This is a genomic window from Candidatus Benthicola sp., assembly GCF_058719085.1.
In genome coordinates this window covers 1-16,880 of sequence record NZ_JBZQEK010000141.1, presented here as the reverse complement: position 1 = coordinate 16,880, position 16,880 = coordinate 1, and the positions used below count along the sequence as shown (strand labels likewise).

Here is a 16,880-nt window from a genome sequence, read left to right as displayed (position 1 = left end):
TTCGTCCACCGCCGTCGACCCGTCCCACATGCGTCGCTGCTTCCCCGACCTCGTCCGGCACGAGATCCCCGGCGAGCTGCCGCACGAGGACAAGAGTCTCGTCCTTCTGTCGGAGCTGTTTCCGGATCAACTGCCCCCGGTGGCTCAGGTGCGAGCCATCGCGTTGCCCCGGGTCACCGAGCGGGTGGACACCATGATCCGACCGGCGAGCACGTTCGACGCCCTGCTGCGGCTCGCGCCCAGCTCACTGATGGCTCTGCCCAACTCGAATTCGGGGGCCGTGGGACTGGATGTGCTGACCGATTTCGTATCGTCCGTTCCGACGTTCTGGCTCGAACTGGGGCGCGATCTTCGGCAGATCCCGGACGCCGTGTGCGGAATCCTCGAGGAGGTCGCGTGACCAGGAGCTTTCTGATCAGCTGCATCGTTCCCGTCCACAACGGCGAGCGACACCTCGAAGAGAGCCTCGACAGCATTCTCGTCCAGGACTGGCGGCCGCTCGAGGTGATCGTCGTGGATGATGGATCCACCGACGGCAGCCGGGCGGTGGCGGAGTCCGTCGCCGCACGAGCCTCCGAGGTGCGGGTCATCGCGCAGGAGAACGGCGGTCCGAGCTCGGCCCGGAATGCGGGACTCGCCCAGGCCAGGGGAGAGCTGATCTGCTTCCTCGACGCCGACGATCTGTGGCACCCGGAGAAGCTGGTGCGCCAGGCGAGCCGGTTCGTCGAGCGACCGGAGCTCGACTATTCCGTGCACCACACTCAGAACTTCTGGGATGACGAGCTCTCCGACGAGGCGGAGGCGTACCGGGGCCACCCGAGAGGCCAACCCGTGGCGGGGTACGTCACTCCGTGCCTGATGATTCGTCGCCGGGCCCTCGATCGGATCGGGAGATTCGACACGACCTTCAAGCACGGTGACTCGGCCGACTGGTTCCTGCGCGCCCGTGCCGCCGGACTGGTCGAGGAGCTGATGCCGGACGTGCTGACCTATCGCCGGATGCACGCCACGAATCGAAGCCGCATGAAGGCCGACTCGAGCCTCGATGAGTTCTTCGGGATCCTGAAGCAGTCGCTCGATCGTAAGCGGGCCGCGGAGGGCGTGTCCTGACATGGCTGCCCGCGACGCATACCGAGCCGTCCTGTCTCTGAACCTGCCCGGCGAGGTGGAGAGCGAGTTGCTCCGGGCGTGCCTGTTGGACGCGGAATCCAGCCGGAGGGCCTGGAACGCCCTCGAGGAACGCGGAATCGACGTGTCCCACCTCCTGACGCACGGCGGCCACGGCATGCGCCGGCTGGCGCCGCTGCTCTACGAGGCGATCTCGGCCCACGGTCTTCAGGCCGACACGGACCTGCTGACACGCTGCCGCATGGCGACGCTTCGCGAAGAGCTGAGGGCCGGTGCATTCGGCCGCATCAGTGCTGCCGTGTTCGATGCACTCGGCGAGGCAGGGATCCCGTTCGTCGTCCTGAAAGGGGCGGCGCTGGCCGAGTCCGTATACGGGAACGCCGCGCTTCGGCACAGCCACGACCTGGAGCTCCTCGTTCCGGAGGACTGGATTCGAATCGCCGCTGGCGCCCTGCTCGCGGCGGGCTGCGTCCGCAGCGAGCCGCTCACGGCCTCGGGTCGCCTGCGGGTGTTCCACGACAGCGGACTTCCGATCGTGCTTCGCACCCGGCTGTTCGAGCCCAAGCTCTACGGGGGCGACTGGCACGACTGCGAGCCGATCCTGAGCCACCGGATCGTATCGGGTCGTTCCGTCTCCGTACTCCGGCTGTCCGCAGCCCTTCAGCACGCATGCGTGCACGCGTCCTACGGTCACGGCCGGAGTTCGCTGCAGTGGGTCACGGATGCCGTGTACCTGGTCCGCACCGCGGCGAGCGCCGCAGAAGGCGAACGGCTGGACTGGACCGAGGTCACCGATGGCGTGCGGCGGTTTCCTGCGACCGCGATCCCGTTCCACGCGGCGCTCGAGTACCTGTGCCGCGAGATGGAGGCAGCGGTACCGGACTTCGTCCGCGACCGGGTGCGGAGCCGTGCCGAAGGTGCGAGTCGTCTGGAGAGAGAGGTGGCCCTGCGCTGTCTCTGGTGGGGAAGACCGGACGACGTCACGCGGGCGCTCCGCGCGGAACTCGGCTGGACACAGCGGATCGGAATCGCCGCCCGAATCCTGATGCCGTCCGCGTCGTACGCGTCTTATCGATTGGGCGGCCGCCCGAACCCGCGATCCCTCGCCCGCTACTACCTCGGGCGAGCGAGGAGCGCCACCCACCGGTTGCTCATGCCCGCCCGATGAGCTGAAGCTTCATACCCGGCCCCGGCCCGGAGTGGGCGACCGCGCCGATGCGGGCGACTCACCCGGTCGAATTGGCTTCCGGGACCTCCAGATAACCAAAGTGATGCATCAGGTCGAGGGCTCGCTCATCCCTCATGAGCGCGGCCACGGCATCGGCGTGCTCCGGTGCTTGCCAGCGACCGACTGAGTCCGCCGAGATCGGCCGGAGTCGGGGTACCCAACCCTCGCTGCGCGGGACCCGGGCGGTGTCCGGGTATCCGAGCATGCGCGGCTCGAACGGCAGCTCGAGGAAGTCACACAGCCGACGGAGCTGGGCTTCGAGGTCGGACACGAGGTCTTCGTACCGGACCGTTGTGACCCGGGGGTGACCTTCCAGGGCGCGTCCGGCGGAGACATCCCCGATCCATCGCTCGGGTGTGACCCAGTAGCGATCGGGCGCGCTCCTGTGTCTCGAAGTCACGACGTCTCTTCCATCCCGAACGATGTGGATGAAGCGGGCTCCCGGACCCAGGTAGTCCAGCGCCCGCTCCGCGTACAGCACGTTCTTGGGCGTCTTCTCCGACCAACGGGTGCAGGTCTCGGGAATCTCGATCGGGATCAGGCGCCGGAACAGGCGCTCGAGCTTGAAGTCCGCGTCCGGATCCGGACGATCCGAGTACGCGGTCTGGCAGAAGGCGCTCGTCTCGATATCGACGACCTGCACCCTCGGGTGGCAGGACAGGAGACCGTTCAGGACGGTGGTGCCCGATCGGCCACAACCTCCGATGAGGATCGCATGATCAGTCATCCGATCGATCCGACGAAAGCCAGCCCAATCCGTCGCCCGCCAGAGCCAGATGCGGCGTCTCAAGTACCGGCGGTCGAGGGTGTGCAGCGCCTCGTCCACGCGTCCGACGAGCCGGCGAACCGGCCCGCCGCTCAGTCGGCCCCTCCGAGTCGGAGCACCACCTCGTACTCGTCCGGTTGCACCGGTTGAACCGAGAGCCGGCTCCGCTTCGTCACCACCATGTCCTCCAGCCCCTCGGCCTGCTTGAGCTCATCGAGGGGCACGAACCTGGGCAGCGTGTCGACGTACTCGATGTCCACCATCCACCAGCGCGGCTCGTCCTCCGACGACTTGGGGTCGTAGTACTTGTGGCCCGGCTGCCACGAGAAGTGGTCCGGGTACGCCTCCCGGGACACGCGGGCCAGGCCGGCCACGCCCGGCGGCTTCGCGTTGCTGTGATAGAAGAGAACCCGGTCGCCGACGGCCATCTCCCGCATGAGGTTTCGAGCCTGGTAATTTCGCACGCCCTCCCAGCAGGTTTCTCCGTCGCGTTCCAGGTCTTCGATCGAGTAGACATCCGGCTCCGACTTCATCAGCCAGCAGCGCGCCATGGAGTTGCTCCGTGTCAGGATTCCGGTTCCGGTCTCTTGCCGGAGCGAATGTAAGGCGGGCTGCGACCTTCGGCCCAGTGGTCCCGGGAGGAGGCCGATTGCCGATCCGTGGCCGTCCGGACATCTTGACCGCCTCGTTCGCCGTAGCGCGGACGGTTCCCGGCCGGTCCCCCCGCCGCCGCGGCAGCCGCTCCTGACTCCAGAGTGGGAGGCATCCCGGACATGCGCGTCACCAGAGCCCTCATCGTCCTTCCGCTCCTGCTCCCGTTCGGCGCCGCCCCGGCACGGGCTCAGGACGTCGCCGACCACCCCCGAGTCCGGGAGGCCGTGGATCTGATCGAGACCTGGCTCGATGCGGAGCGTGCCTACGAGCGGATCCCCGGGATGTCCGCCGCCATCGTGCACGACCAGGAGGTCATCTGGGCGGGTGGCACGGGCCTGGCGGATCCCCGGACGGGAGTCCCGGCGACCGCCGGCACGGCCTACAGCATCTGCTCGATCTCCAAGCTGTTCACGTCGATCGGCGTGATGCAGCTTCGCGACGAGGGAAGGCTCCGGCTGGATGACCGGGTCGCCGACCTGCTGCCGTGGTTCGACATCCAGCCGGCGTTCCCGGGATCCCCTCCGGTCACCGTGCAGGCGCTGCTCACCCACTCATCCGGCCTCCCCCGCGAGTCGGACTACCCGTACTGGGTCGAGCCCTTCGACTTCCCCACGCACGACCAGGTGGTGGAGCGTGTGGGCGAACAGACGATGCTGTATCCGTCGGACCGGTACTACCAGTACTCGAACCTCGGGCTCACGCTGGCGGGGGAGATCGTCGCCGAAGTGTCCGGCATGCCGTATGAAGAGTACGTGCGATCCCGGATCCTCGGCCCGATCGGCATGGAGGACACGTGGCCGGACATCGGGTCGTACCCTTGGCCCGATCGCCTCGCTGCCGGCTACAGCGCGACGCGGCGGGACGGAGAGCGCCAGCGAATGCCGCGCTTCGCGGCCGAGGGGATCGCTCCGGCGGCCGGGTTCGCCTCCACGGTGCTCGATCTCGCCCGGTTCGCCGGGTGGCAGTTCCGCGTTCTCGAGTCCGGTGGCGACGAGGTGCTGTCCGCGAACACGCTCCGGGAGATGCAGCGCGTTCACTGGCTGGACACGGACTGGGAGACGACGCGGGGCCTCGGGTTCGGCGTGTACCGCGAGGGTGGTGACACGTACGTCGGGCACAACGGTCTCTGCCCGGGCTACCGTTCCTCGCTCCGGATGCACGTGCCGACCCACCTCGCCGCGGTCGTGATGATGAACGCGATCGCCATGAATCCGGCGGATCTCGCGATCGAGGCGCTGCGCCTCATCGGTCCGGCGGTGGACGAGGCGATCGAGGACGCGATGGCCCTCGAGGACGGTCTCCTGCCGGCCGACTACCGGCCGGCCGGGCTGCCCGCCGAGTTCGCGCGGTTCGTCGGCTCGTACGACGAGACGCCGTGGGGCGGCGAGTCGGCCGTGGTAGCCTGGGAGGGGGAACTGGCGATCCTGTGGCTTCCGACCCTGTACCCCTCCGATGAGCTGACTCCGATCGAGCACGTGGAGGGGAACGTCTTCCGGCGGATCCGGGAGGACGGCGAGCTGGGTGAGGCCTACGAGTTCGTGGCGGACGAGTCGGGCCGCGTCGTCGGAATGCGATATCACAGCAACACCTATCCCCGGATGGAATGAGCGGGCTTCGCCTTTTCGGGGAGGGAGGCGTGCCCGAAGTGGCCGCCCCCGCCGCGATTCGCTAACATTCGCCGGTCAGACAGCCTGAAAGTCGTCGGGTTGGGCTCTCATCACAACGTATGTACTGGCAATAGGATAGAGGATCATGCAAGACTTTCTGACTCAGCTGGGAATCGAAGAGAACAACCTCGGCGGATACTGCGGCGAGTGGATGGGCACGGGGCCGCAGCTGGAGGCGCGAAGCCCGATCGACGGCGCGGTGATCGCCCATGTGCGCCAGGTCACCGAAGAGGAGTACGAGAAGATCGCGGAGCGCGCCCATCGGGCGTTTCTCGAGTGGCGCAACGTGCCGGCCCCGCGGCGGGGCGACATCGTGCGCCAGATCGGTAATCGGCTCCGCGAGAACAAGCACGCGCTCGGCCAGCTGGTCAGCCTCGAGATGGGCAAGATCGTGGCGGAGGGGGAGGGCGAGGTCCAGGAGATGATCGACATCTGCGACTTCGCGGTGGGGCTCTCCCGGCAGCTGTACGGGAACACCATGAAGTCAGAGCGGCCCGACCACCGGATGTTCGAGCAGTGGCAACCGCTCGGGGTCGTGGGCGTGATCACGGCCTTCAACTTCCCGGTCGCCGTGTGGAGCTGGAACGCGGCGCTGGCAGCGGTCTGCGGCGACTCGACCCTGTGGAAGCCGTCCAGCCAGGTGCCGCTGTGCGGAGTGGCCGTGACGAAGATCGCTGCGAAGGTGTGCCGTGAGAACGGGGTCGATCCGGCGATCTTCTCGCTCGCGGTCGGCAAGGGCTCCACGGTCGGTGAGCGCCTCCTGCAGGACAAGCGCATCCCGCTGATCTCGTTCACGGGGAGCACCCAGATGGGATTCCGGGTGGCCGAGACCGTGGGCAAGCGCCTCGGGCGCACCATTCTCGAACTCGGGGGCAACAACGCGATCATCGTGACGCCGAGCGCGAACATGGACATGGTCCTGCCCGCCATCCTGTTCGGCGCCTGCGGCACGGCGGGGCAGCGGTGCACCAGCACCCGGCGGATCATCGTGCACGAGTCGATCCGGGACGAGCTCGTCGGCCGCCTGGTGAAGGCGTACGAGGGCGTGCGGATCGGGAACCCGCTCGACGGGAACACGCTCATGGGCCCGTTGGTCACACGGGGTGCGGTGGCCGACATGCAGAACGCCATCGAGCGCGTGAAGGCCGAGGGGGGCGAGATCCTCTTCGGTGGCGACCCGCTGGAGGGAGACGACTACCCGGGCGGCCACTACGTGAAACCGTGCATCGCGGCCGTGAAGAACGACTTCTCGATCGTCCAGGAGGAGACGTTCGCTCCGATCCTCTACATCATCGGCTACGGCTCTAGGGATGCTTCGCCGCGCGAGGCCGTGGACGAGGTCGTGGAGGCGATCGAGCTCCACAACGACGTTCCGCAGGGTCTGTCGTCGGCCATCTTCACCGAGAACGTTCGCGAGGCGGAGACCTTCCTGTCGAGCCGCGGGAGCGACTGCGGCATCGCCAACGTGAACATCGGGACCAGCGGCGCCGAGATTGGCGGTGCCTTCGGCGGGGAGAAGGAGACCGGCGGCGGACGCGAGTCCGGGTCCGACTCCTGGAAGGCCTACATGCGGCGGCAGACCAACACGGTCAACTGGAGCACGGAGCTTCCGCTCGCGCAGGGCATCGAGTTCAGCTGATTCGGTCGGGCCGGACGGCCCGTGCAGTGCACTATCGAGGCGAGGGCCCGGGGAACGTCAGGTTCCCGGGCCCGTCTTGTTCTCGGGCAGGCGGCCGGCCACCGGAGCGAACGCCCCCCCGGTCTGTGCGTGCAGGGCGAGCGCCTGCAGGAGGTCCTCGAGGCCGGAGCGTCCCTTCCTCAGGGCCACGCGATAGAGCGCGCGGATTCCTCGATCGCTGAGGCCCCGGCCCACCCCGAAGCCCGCCAGCCCGACCGCGCCGACCGCCACTGGGGCCAGCGCCACGCCGCTACCGATCGCTCCGGCGAACAGCGCCAGCCCCGCGAACACCCCGCCGACCCCGCCGGCCAGCCCGAGCGCGCTGCCGAAGGCGAGACCCACGCCGTAGTTCAGCTTGCGCGAATAGGCGAGGGAACTGCGAATCGACACCTCGGTGACCGGCTCTTCGCCGGTCTCCGACACGAGGCTCACGGTGACGAGCAGCTTCTTGAGGTCGATCCAGTGCATGTTCATGAGGAACCGTGTCGTTCCCAGGGCGCTGACCCCGGACGCCTCGCCCATTCCCGGTACGGCGAACACCAGCACGGAGCCCTCGCCGCCCGCGAGAGGTTCGTGCGCCTCGATCTCGAGGTGGAACGGGCTGTTGGGGAACACCTGGCTCATCGCCTCGAGAACCCGCTCGGCCGGGATCCGGTACCGTCGGGTGACCTCGAGGGTCTGCTGATCGGTTCCGAGCAGCTGCCGCCGTGCTCTCTCGCTTCCCGCGCCCGTCTCTTCCGCGGCCCACCGGTCGTGGCGGCGCTCGAGCCACGCCAGGTGGACGTAGCGCGCGGGGATTCCTGCATCCCTCGCGGCCGCTTCCACTTCGGCGAGGCTGAACTCTCCGGTCCCGGACTCCTCGCCCGCGATGGCACGCTCGAGCGCGTCCCGACGGGTGAGCAGCTCCTCCCGTCGCGCCTCCTCCTCCTGGAGCTCCGCGGCGCGCCGCCACACGGCAGCGGCGTCTCCTCCGCTGAGCAGGGATGACGATCGATCTTCAGCCAATCGGTCCGCCTCCAAAGGTTCATGGCCGTCTTCCGGACTCGAAGACCACGATTAGAACAGCGACGGTCCGGGTGCGCAACCGCGGTTCTCCACCGTGCAGCGGCGCCGACGGGACCTTAGCTTTTTCCCTGCGCGGACGGATCGGTGCGTTTCGGCGTGATCAGAGTTGAGGCAACGATGAAGAGACCCCTGAAACTCGTCCTGGTGGTGGCAGCCGTCCTCCAGGCGGCCTGCAGCGGAGACGACGATCCCTTCGAGCCCGGAGCGGTCGGCGATGATGTCGTCATCAAGGTCACCGGCACCGTCGTGGCCTCTTCGGATTTGTCGCCGCTGGCGGAGGTCAGCGTCTGGATCGACGTGGAGAGCCCGGTCGGGGGCGATCCTCGTGCGACGGACCGCACGAACGAGGAGGGCCGTTTCTCCATGGTCTTCACGGAAGCGGACTGTTCGCTGGCCACCGAGATGGCGTTTCGGGTCTTCGCCCGGAAGAAGGGCTATCACGACAGCGAGCTTACCGCCAACGGGAATGGCGGACTTCCGGTCCTGAAGTGCGTGAGCCGCGAGCAGGAGCTCGCTTTTCAGCTTCGCGCACAGTAGGAGCGCCGGTCCGCCTCTGCCGCGCGGGCGCCCCGGGCGTGGGCTGGAGCGAAGGGCCGCACGCGGCTATGCTGGAATCGGGCGCGATGGATCGCCTGCCGCCGAGGTCATACCCCGACAGGAGGTCCCGATCGCTCCGAAGTCCAGGAAGCCGACCGGCCTGTACAGGCTCAGGCGCCGCCGGCGTTCCCGTTTTCCGGGTCGCCGGGCCGCGAATCCATCCGGATCTCCGCGCCGCCTGTGGTCTCGCCTGTCGGCCCCGTCCAGACGGCGGGCTCGAGGAAGCGAGCCCCGATCCGGGCATAGGCCTCGCGCAGGCGGCGCAGCCGGTCCGGGTCCCCATCGGTCGAGCCGACCACGGCGCCCCCCGAGCCGGTTTGCTTGACGCCGGCCCCGAGCTTTCTTCCCGTCGCCACGAGCCTCCGGTTGCCCTCTCCGACATCCACCAGCCGCGCCCGGAGATCGAAGTTCCGGTCCATGATGCGCGCGAGCTCGAGCGGCGCTCCCGACAGGAGGACGGCTCGCGCCTCGTCGGCCAGCCCGGCCAGCTCGTGGAGCAGGGTGGTCGCCTCGGGGTCTCCGGCCCGCACTCTTGCCTTGAGCGGGTTGTGCACGGTCTCGCTGCCGGCGGCCAGGCCGGGCTCCCACGCCACGAAGAGGGCGGGTAGGCCGTCCGTCGGGAGCTCCTCGACGTGTCCCCGACCGGTCTCCCGCACTCGATCGGCGGCCAGGTCCATGTAGACGACGCCCCCCATCGCCTGCGAGACCCGGTCCATGAGGCCGCCGTGAATTCCCAGCCACTCGGTCTCGACCGCGAGTGCCATGCCCGGGAGATCCGTCTCGGGAATCTCCACCCGGTACCGGCGGGCGAGGGCGCGGAGGAAGCCGATCACCAGGGCGCTCGATCCGGCCAGCCCGACGTGCCGGGGAATGTTCGATTCATAGAGGAGGTCGAAGCCCTCGTTCCGTGCGCCCGATCCCGGTCCCGTTCCGTGCTCGGAGATCCAGCGGAAGAAGTGTCGGCAGGAGGCGACGGCCAGACGGTGAGGAGCGTCGCGGGACCACAGGTCCGGGTTCGAGAGGGCTCCCACCGAATCCAGCTGGAGCGAGGGCGCCGCGGGCGCGGAGACGCGGATGCCGTTCGCGGGGGCAATGGCGACCCGGGCCTCGAGGCCGGCCAGCGCCACGGCGACGGCGCGGCCCCCGTAGGCGTCTGAGGGGTTACCGGCGAGGCCGGCCCGCGAGGGTGTCCTGACCTGGATCCTCATCGAGCCAGTGTCAGCGCCGGGGCGCCTCCAGGTCAAGAGGGTAGCCGTCCCGGATCAGGCCTTCGGCCTTCGTAGCGCCCACCGGCCCGGAGAAGTGATACCCCTGGGCCTGCGTGCAGCCCGCCTGGCGCAGGGCCAGAAACTGCTCGCGCGTCTCGATGCCCTCGGCGATCACCTCGACCTCGAGGATGCGGGCCAGCTCGACGATCGTCCGGGCGACCCCCCACTTCTGTATCTTCTCGCGGCGGTGGCTGACGAACGAGCGGTCGATCTTCAGCGCCCGAACCGGCAGATCGTGCAGCAGGCTGAGCGAGGAGTAGCCGGTTCCGAAGTCGTCGATCGCGACATCGATTCCCATTCCCTGCAGGCGATCGAGGACGGCCGCGGCCCGGTCCGCGTTCTGCATCAGCTCGCCTTCGGCCACGTCGAAACGGATCTGCCGGCCCTTGATGTCCTGCCTCTCGAGAATGGCACGCACCCGGTCCAGAAAGCCCTCGTGGAAGAGCTGTCGCCCCATCACGTTGATTCCGACGGGCGGAACGGTCATTGACAGATGGCCCTTCCACCGGCTGATCTGCTCGCACGCCTGCTCGAGGACCCACAGCCCGAGGTCGTGGATCAGCGGCGACTCGGCGGCCACCGGGATGAACCGGTCCGGGGGCACGAGACCGAGCTCCGGGTGACGCCACCGCAGGAAGGTCTCCAGTCCCGTGATGCGGCCGTCCTGCAGCGAGACGATCGGCTGGTACTCGAGGAACAGCTCTCGGCGCTCGAGCGCCGAGGCGAGATCGGTTCGCATCCTTTCGCGCTGCCCGTGGTTGTCCTCGGACGCGCTGTCGAACACCTGGATGCGTTCCCGGGAATGCGCTGCCCGGAGTGCCGCGGCGCTGGCGTCGGCGAGCAGCGCCTCGGGTTCGTCATACGCCGGACCACCGAAGACCACCCCGATTCTCGTGTCGAGCCGGATGTCGGTCCGGGCGGTGGGGAAGGGGCGACGAAGCTCCTTTTCCACCCGGCGCGCGACCGAGAGGGCCTCGTCGACCGCGCGAATGCCCTCCGCGATCACCACGAAGCGGCCGGGCCCATCGGTCGCCGTGGTGTCCGCCGGGCGTGTGTGGTTGGCGAGGCGCCGCCCGGCGGCGACCATGACGTCCCGGACCGCATCCTCGCCGCCGCGCTCCTCCACTCGGTCCAGACCCTCGACCTCCGCCACGATCACGGCGAACTGGTCCCGCGGAGAACGCTGACGCCTCCGGATCGCCTGGCGAAGCCGATCGAGGAGGATGGCACGGGTGGGGAGACCGGTACGCTCCTCGTACAGCGAGCCGGAAGGGGCAGCCTCCGTCGGCGCGGCGTCCTGCGTCGCCGCGTTCGTGTTTCGCGCCTCGGCCACTTCGGCCATGCATCGTTTCGCGTGCGCGGCGGCCTTCCCGACGGCCATCCGCATCCGTCGCGCCGTGGCCAGCAGCCCGAGCGTCCGAGCGAGCACCTCGAGGCAGTCCCGGATCTCGGTCGGTCGGGTGAGCCCGCCGGTCCTGGGCGGCGCCGTGGTCGCCAGCAGCTCGAGGAGCGCCACCGGCTTGCCAGCCGCGAGGACCGGGAGTACGGCGTAACCGGCGAGGCCCGCATCGCGGGCGGCCTCGCGTGCCCGGGTTTCGGGGAGAGCGATCAGCGGCTCGAGCCGGACGATCGACTCGGGGTCCTCGGCCTCCCAGAGGGCGACGGGCCCCCTCTCGAGCGCGCTCCGGAGCGCGGTCAGCGACTCCGATTCCGCCGAGGCGTTATGCCAGGCGTGTCCGGCCTCGGCTCCGTCGTCCCACCGGACGAACCCGACGCTCCAGCCCATGATCTCGCACGCCGTGGACACCGCCGTCTGCAGCACACGCGGCAGGTCGTCTCCGGCGTCGGTCAGCTCGACGAGGAGCTGGTTGAACTCACGGCGCTGCCAGGGAGAGAACTCCGGCTGCAGCCCGACGGGCGGGCCGACCGCGTCCGTCCCGAAGGCGCCATTCTCGAGGGTCTCCGCGGGGGCGGACTGTGAGCCCGAGGGCTGTTGGCTGTCCGGCATCAGTTCTCCCGACTCGGTTGGCGGCGCGTTTTGCCATACGCTGCCGCGGTGTACGCAACCCGTCGCGGCCTCCCGGCGACGCGCGTCGTGCGCCGAATTCCGCGGAAAAGCTCACATTTCCGGGCATTGCCGCTGCGATAGCCCGTCGGGGCCGGGACTGCTCCCGCGCGACCCGCCCAACCGACGGTGCAAGACGGACGCCAGTGCATTTCGTGCAGCATCCCGCACATCTGCCACGTGGCGAGCCGGCGCCGTATTCGAGGATATCCCGGATCTTCAAGCATTCCGGCGTGGCACGGATCTGGAACGACGAAGGCCGACCATCGTGCGTACACGCGGCGACGCAGATGCCGCCAGCCAGGAGGACCTCCAATGCGACACTCGCGAATGATCGCCCTCGTGCTCGCGGCCGGGCTCGCCGCCTGCTCGAGTTCGAATCCCGACGTGAAGACCGGTCCGGCGCCGCAGACCCAGACGATTCCCGGCACGTCCTCGTCCGGCTCCGAGCCCGAGATGAAGAACGACAACGTTCCGGAGAACGCCAGCACCGCGGCGCGGTTCGGCATTCCGCCCGGTCATCTGCCGCCTCCGGGCCAGTGCCGCGTGTGGATCCCGGGGGAGCCGCCCGGCAAGCAGAAGAAGAACAAGAACACCGCGGGCGACTGCTCCAGCCTCGCTCGCCAGGTGCCGGCCGGTGGTTGGCTGGTCTACCGTCCGTCGGAGGACAAGAAGGAAGTGGTGGTCCGGGAATACGGATCCGCGGACCGGGTGATCTCGATCAAGGTGTTCGACGTGGTCACCGGGGCGTTCCTGCGCGAGGTCGACCCGACCGAGGGGTAGGAACGGACCGACCCGGATGAGCGAACGGGCCGGTCCCATACCCGGGATCGGCCCGTTCCAAGGTCGCGCGGATGGGCGGGGTTATCCTTCCAGCGCAGACCTCAACACCTCGAGATGAATGTCGATGCGGGCCTCCAGGTCGTCCGGCACCGGCAGCCCCCGCTCCTGACACCGCTCCGCCACCATCGCGTCCACGTCCAGGATCCACATACCGAGCTCCGGCGCCGCGTGCCTCCGCAGCTCACCCGCCGAGAGAACCGGTTCGCCCTCTTCCGGGTCGGTTGCCTCACCCTCCCGGGTGGCCCTCCACGCCCTGAGAATAGCCCGGTACTGCCTCGCCCGCTCGACGAAGCGTCCGGCGCCGTCCATCGGATCCGCGAAGTTGCGGCAGGACATCGGCCGTTCGGCTTCCAGTTCGCACCCCGTGGTTCGGTGAAACACGCAGTTTCCGTCCTCCGACACCTCGAGGACCGCGGATCCCTCCTGCACGTACCGGCGAACGACCTCCCCGGTGGTCAGCCCGAGGCCCCGCGCGATCCTCGCCACCTCGTAGGGTGTGAGGGGGATGCGGTTTCCCGGGCAGTGGGGGCCGCAGGTGACGCCCGCGGCCGCGGCCTTTCGCTGGTAGTCGTCGAGGAAGTCGTCCATCATCGGGCTGTCTCCTGGTCGGCCGCCGCCACGTCGGCGGGCCGGTTCTTCACGTAGATGTCGAGCCACTCCTGCATCTCCCACAGCATGTGCAGGAGGCTCTCGCGCGCCCGGTACCCGTGGCTCTCGTAGGGCAGGACCACCAGCCGAGCCGTGGCCCCGAGTCCCTGGAGCGCTCCGAAATAGCGCCGGCTCTGGAGCGGGAAGGTGCCCGAATTGTTGTCCAGCTCGCCGTGGATGAGGAGGATCGGCTCGTTCACCGCGTCGGCATGCATGAACGGCGACATGGCGTAGTAGATCTCCGGGGCCTCCCAGTACGTCCGCTCCTCGGCCTGGAACCCGAACGGGGTCAGCGTCCGGTTGTAGGCTCCGCTCCGGGCGATCCCGGCCGCGAACAGGTCCGAGTGTGCCAACAGGTTGGCGGTCATGAAGGCGCCGTAGCTGTGTCCGCCGATCGCCACCCGATCCGGGTCCGTCACGCCCAGCTCGGTGACTACGTCGACCGCGGCTTCCGCGCCGGCCACCAGTTGCTCGACGTAGGTGTCGTTCGGCTCCTCGTCTCCCTCGCCGATGATCGGGAGGGAAGGGTCGTCGAACACGGCGTAGCCGAGGAGCACCCACAGATAGGGCGACCAGGCGCTGGCGCTGGCGAACCGGTACGGCGAGTCCGAGACCTGTCCGGCCGCGTCGGCGCTCTTGTACTCGGTCGGATAGGCCCACAGGAGGGTCGGAAGCGGCCCCTGGTCCGGTGAGTAGCCCGGCGGCAGGTAGAGCGTTCCGTTCAGCGGGACCCCGTCCTCCCGCTCGTAGACGACCAGCTCCTTCTGGATCCCCTTCAGCTCGGGCGCCGGGTGCGGGAAGAACGTGAGCTGGGTGAGCTCTCCGGTCTCGAGGTCCCGCGCGAAGTAGTTGGGCTGCACGTCCACCGACTCTCGCCGCGTGAGCACGAGGCGGCCCTCCTCGTCCAGCACGTCGACCGGGCGTTCGTAGTAGGGCGCCTCCGAGCGGAACAGCCTCGTGGTCTCGCCGGTGTCGAAGTCGTAGCGGTCGAGGAACGGCCGGTCCCCCTCGGGCGAGGCGCCGCCGCCGATCATGAAGGTGGCCCGGCCGTCATCCACCGTGCGAATGACGGACTCACCGAACCGGTTCGGCTCCATGATCGGGCTGCCCGGATCCGCGTAGCGGTCCTGATACGAGCGATCCTGCACGAGCACGGGCTCGGCGGCCGGGTACCCGGGCTGGATGCGCCACTGGCGCATCCGGCGCGTCTTCCACCAGAACTCGGTGAGCAGGGCGAGGTCGTCCGACCCCCACATGGTGCCGGAGTAGCGGTAGCCGAGGGTGGCGAGCTCTACCGGGTCTCCCTCGAGCGGCACGGCCTGCATGAACACCTTGTCGCGGATCTCGGCCTCGACGCCCGCGTCTCCGCCGTCCTGCGCCTCGGCCCATACGAGCGTGGCGGGAGCGTCGGCCCGCCAGCCGAAGCTGCGAGGCCCCTTCTGCACGCTGCCGAAGGCGATCGGGATCTCATCCTGCAGCGGAATGTCGATGACCTCGGTCACCTCCCCGGTCCCGAGGTCGCGGATCTCCACGAGTTGCGGGAAGCGGTACGCCGGCACCCGGTACGAGTAGGGACGGTGGATCCAGTGCACCAGCAGGTAGCGACCGTCCGGGGAAGGGTTGAAATCCCATGCGATCCCCGGCTCGCCGAGCGGCTCCACGGTCCCGGAAAGGGACACCCGGGCCAGCTGCACCGTGAAGTAGTGGTCGAACAGGGCCTCGTCGTACGCGTCCTCGAGGAGGTCCTGGTAAGTACGGGCCGGCGCCTCGCGGCCGAGGTTCTGCTCGATCACCGGACCGGTCGGCACGCGGGGCTCGGGCGGCTCGGCCGCCCGGCCCTCGGGCACGAAAGCGACGATCAGGCTTTCGCCGTCCGACAGCCAGGCGGGCGCGTTGCCCGCCGTGAGGCTGAGATCGGGCCCGGTCAGGCGCCGCGCCGCCGCGCTCGTCACGTCCAGCACCCAGAGCTCCAGTCCGTCTTCGGTGGTGTTCGTGAACGAGACCTTCGCGCCATCCGGAGACCAGCGGATGTTCTCGATCCTCGGCGATTCGGGGAGCCCCCGCACCTCGGTCGCCTCCTCGTCCTCGAGCCGGCGGACGGAGAGGCCGATTGCCCCCGTGGTTCGGCTGCGGCCGTCGATCGCCGGCTTGATCCGCATCCCCGCGAGCCGCAGTTCGCGCTCCGCCAGCTCCGCGATCGAAGGATAGCTCGGGTACTGGACCAGGAGCATCCAGTCCCGATCCGGGCTCAGCGAAACGCTCGGGGTCGGGAGGGCATCCACGACGTCCACGATCGCGGGATCGGGGAGCCGGTACACGGCGTCCGTGGCGGACTGAGCGTGGGCGACGCTGGAGAGGATGAGGGCGAACAGGATGCTGAGAGCCAGCAGGACCAGGCGGCCGAGACGGGCCTCGGCCGCGGGCAGATGGAGCCGCATGGAACCTCCGGATCGGGCGGGACAAGCGCCTGAATGTCACACGGATCCGGTAAGCTATGCAGAGTTGAGGCCAGACGCACGAAAATCCGCACGGGAACGCATCCGTTCGGTCGGTGCGCGCCTTCGGGAGCGAGAGCCTGGAGCGCTGAGCGACAGCCTCCGGGCGGGTCAGCCGGGACGCCGAAGCCGCGGCTCGAGAAGCGATGCGATCAGCACGAACGGGAACCCGAGGTTGGCGAGCATTCGGTAGAGCATGGCGCGAAACCTGTACCCGTGAAGGCCTGTATGGCGGCGTCCCCGTGACGCTCGCTCGCCCAGGAAGATCGCCGGTCGCCGTCAGGCAGCCGTCAAGTGAATCCGACATTCCGTCCCAAGCGAAGGGAAAATCTGGGGTCGACGTGTCACGGTGGAGGCAGGGAAAGGTCACGCGGAGGTCACGAAGACGGCCGGACGCGGCCGATTGTGTGGCAGGGACGCCACAGGTTCGGGCGATTCAGGACCTGACGACACTTTAAGTAGATGGCACTAAATCTAATGCAGATATGTCGATATGGTCATCGTTCTGGTGTCGGGTGCTCTTCGGCTGGTACGAGGGTTGCAACGGCCAAGCGCTGAAATAGATTGAGGCTCGGTTCCCTAGTCCCCCCTTAAGGGAACGCGTGGCTCCCGAAGCCCCACCGGGAGTCGGTAAGGTTCCATTGCCGTTTGGCGAGTGTCTGATGCGCCCCGCTGGACAGGGCTCGCCAGGATAGCACGGAGCCTTTAACAGCATATGCAACCAGTGATGGCGGCCTGTGCCAGGCCACCGCCGCTGCGGCCCCCTTCAGCATCCGCG

14 protein-coding genes are annotated in these 16,880 nt (G+C 68.6%); 7 read left to right on the top strand and 7 right to left on the bottom strand.

The genetic code is table 11. The annotated features are described in order from the left end of the window. The 3 genes from AC36XV_RS10770 to AC36XV_RS10760 form a co-directional block, all read left to right on the top strand. On the top strand, positions 1–400 hold a 400-nt coding region (locus tag AC36XV_RS10770), incomplete at its 5' end, for a hypothetical protein (protein WP_492203686.1). Next, positions 397–1,110: a glycosyltransferase family 2 protein gene (locus tag AC36XV_RS10765; protein WP_492203685.1), complete on the top strand. Its 714-nt coding sequence runs from the start codon at positions 397–399 to the stop codon at positions 1,108–1,110. The genes AC36XV_RS10770 and AC36XV_RS10765, both read left to right, overlap by 4 nt. Before the next feature lies 1 nt (position 1,111). After that, on the top strand, positions 1,112–2,296 hold the full coding sequence (locus AC36XV_RS10760; RefSeq protein ID WP_492203684.1) for a nucleotidyltransferase family protein: 1,185 nt from the start codon (positions 1,112–1,114) through the stop codon (positions 2,294–2,296). A 58-nt stretch (positions 2,297–2,354) separates the two neighbouring features. On the opposite strand, the gene AC36XV_RS10755 is transcribed toward AC36XV_RS10760, so the two are convergent. After that, positions 2,355–3,083: a sulfotransferase family protein gene (locus tag AC36XV_RS10755; RefSeq protein WP_492203683.1), complete on the bottom strand. Its 729-nt coding sequence runs from the start codon at positions 3,081–3,083 to the stop codon at positions 2,355–2,357. A 131-nt stretch (positions 3,084–3,214) separates the two neighbouring features. Continuing rightward, positions 3,215–3,673 carry an EVE domain-containing protein gene (locus AC36XV_RS10750; protein ID WP_492203682.1) on the bottom strand — a complete coding sequence of 153 codons (459 nt, stop codon included), beginning with the start codon at positions 3,671–3,673 and terminating at the stop codon, positions 3,215–3,217. A gap of 222 nt (positions 3,674–3,895) precedes the next feature. Between AC36XV_RS10750 and AC36XV_RS10745 the strand changes: the two genes are divergently transcribed. Then, positions 3,896–5,383, top strand: coding sequence for a serine hydrolase (locus AC36XV_RS10745; protein ID WP_492203681.1), 1,488 nt, complete (start codon positions 3,896–3,898; stop codon positions 5,381–5,383). A gap of 145 nt (positions 5,384–5,528) precedes the next feature. After that, entirely contained in the window at positions 5,529–7,082 is a 1,554-nt protein-coding gene (gene amaB / locus AC36XV_RS10740) for an L-piperidine-6-carboxylate dehydrogenase (protein ID WP_492203680.1), read from the top strand. Positions 7,083–7,139: 57 nt separating this feature from the next. Here amaB and AC36XV_RS10735 read toward each other — a convergent pair whose 3' ends face one another. Further along, the gene (locus tag AC36XV_RS10735) at positions 7,140–8,126 is read right to left on the bottom strand and encodes a hypothetical protein (RefSeq protein WP_492203679.1); all 987 of its coding nucleotides are present in this window, start codon (positions 8,124–8,126) and stop codon (positions 7,140–7,142) included. A gap of 177 nt (positions 8,127–8,303) precedes the next feature. Here AC36XV_RS10735 and AC36XV_RS10730 point away from each other — a divergent pair, with 177 nt between their 5' ends. After that, complete coding sequence (locus tag AC36XV_RS10730; RefSeq protein WP_492203678.1) at positions 8,304–8,723, top strand: hypothetical protein; 420 nt, start codon at positions 8,304–8,306, stop codon at positions 8,721–8,723. Positions 8,724–8,893: 170 nt separating this feature from the next. Here AC36XV_RS10730 and AC36XV_RS10725 read toward each other — a convergent pair whose 3' ends face one another. Together AC36XV_RS10725 and AC36XV_RS10720 are read right to left on the bottom strand one after the other, a co-directional pair. After that, complete coding sequence (locus AC36XV_RS10725) at positions 8,894–9,991, bottom strand: mevalonate kinase family protein (protein ID WP_492203677.1); 1,098 nt, start codon at positions 9,989–9,991, stop codon at positions 8,894–8,896. A 10-nt stretch (positions 9,992–10,001) separates the two neighbouring features. Then, entirely contained in the window at positions 10,002–12,059 is a 2,058-nt protein-coding gene (locus tag AC36XV_RS10720) for a putative bifunctional diguanylate cyclase/phosphodiesterase (RefSeq protein ID WP_492203676.1), read from the bottom strand. 372 nt (positions 12,060–12,431) lie between these two features. Here AC36XV_RS10720 and AC36XV_RS10715 point away from each other — a divergent pair, with 372 nt between their 5' ends. Continuing rightward, a complete protein-coding gene (locus AC36XV_RS10715; RefSeq protein WP_492203675.1) occupies positions 12,432–12,899 on the top strand; it encodes a hypothetical protein in 468 nt (155 codons plus the stop codon). Between the two features lie 81 nt (positions 12,900–12,980). Here the strand turns inward: AC36XV_RS10715 and AC36XV_RS10710 are convergent, their stop codons facing one another. Both AC36XV_RS10710 and AC36XV_RS10705 read right to left on the bottom strand, forming a co-directional pair. Beyond that, positions 12,981–13,550, bottom strand: a complete 570-nt coding sequence (locus AC36XV_RS10710; protein ID WP_492203674.1) for a YkgJ family cysteine cluster protein — start codon at positions 13,548–13,550, stop codon at positions 12,981–12,983. Beyond that, positions 13,547–16,045 carry a S9 family peptidase gene (locus AC36XV_RS10705; protein ID WP_492203673.1) on the bottom strand — a complete coding sequence of 833 codons (2,499 nt, stop codon included), beginning with the start codon at positions 16,043–16,045 and terminating at the stop codon, positions 13,547–13,549. The genes AC36XV_RS10710 and AC36XV_RS10705 overlap by 4 nt, the downstream gene beginning before the upstream one ends. Between the last annotated feature and the right edge of the window lie 835 nt (positions 16,046–16,880).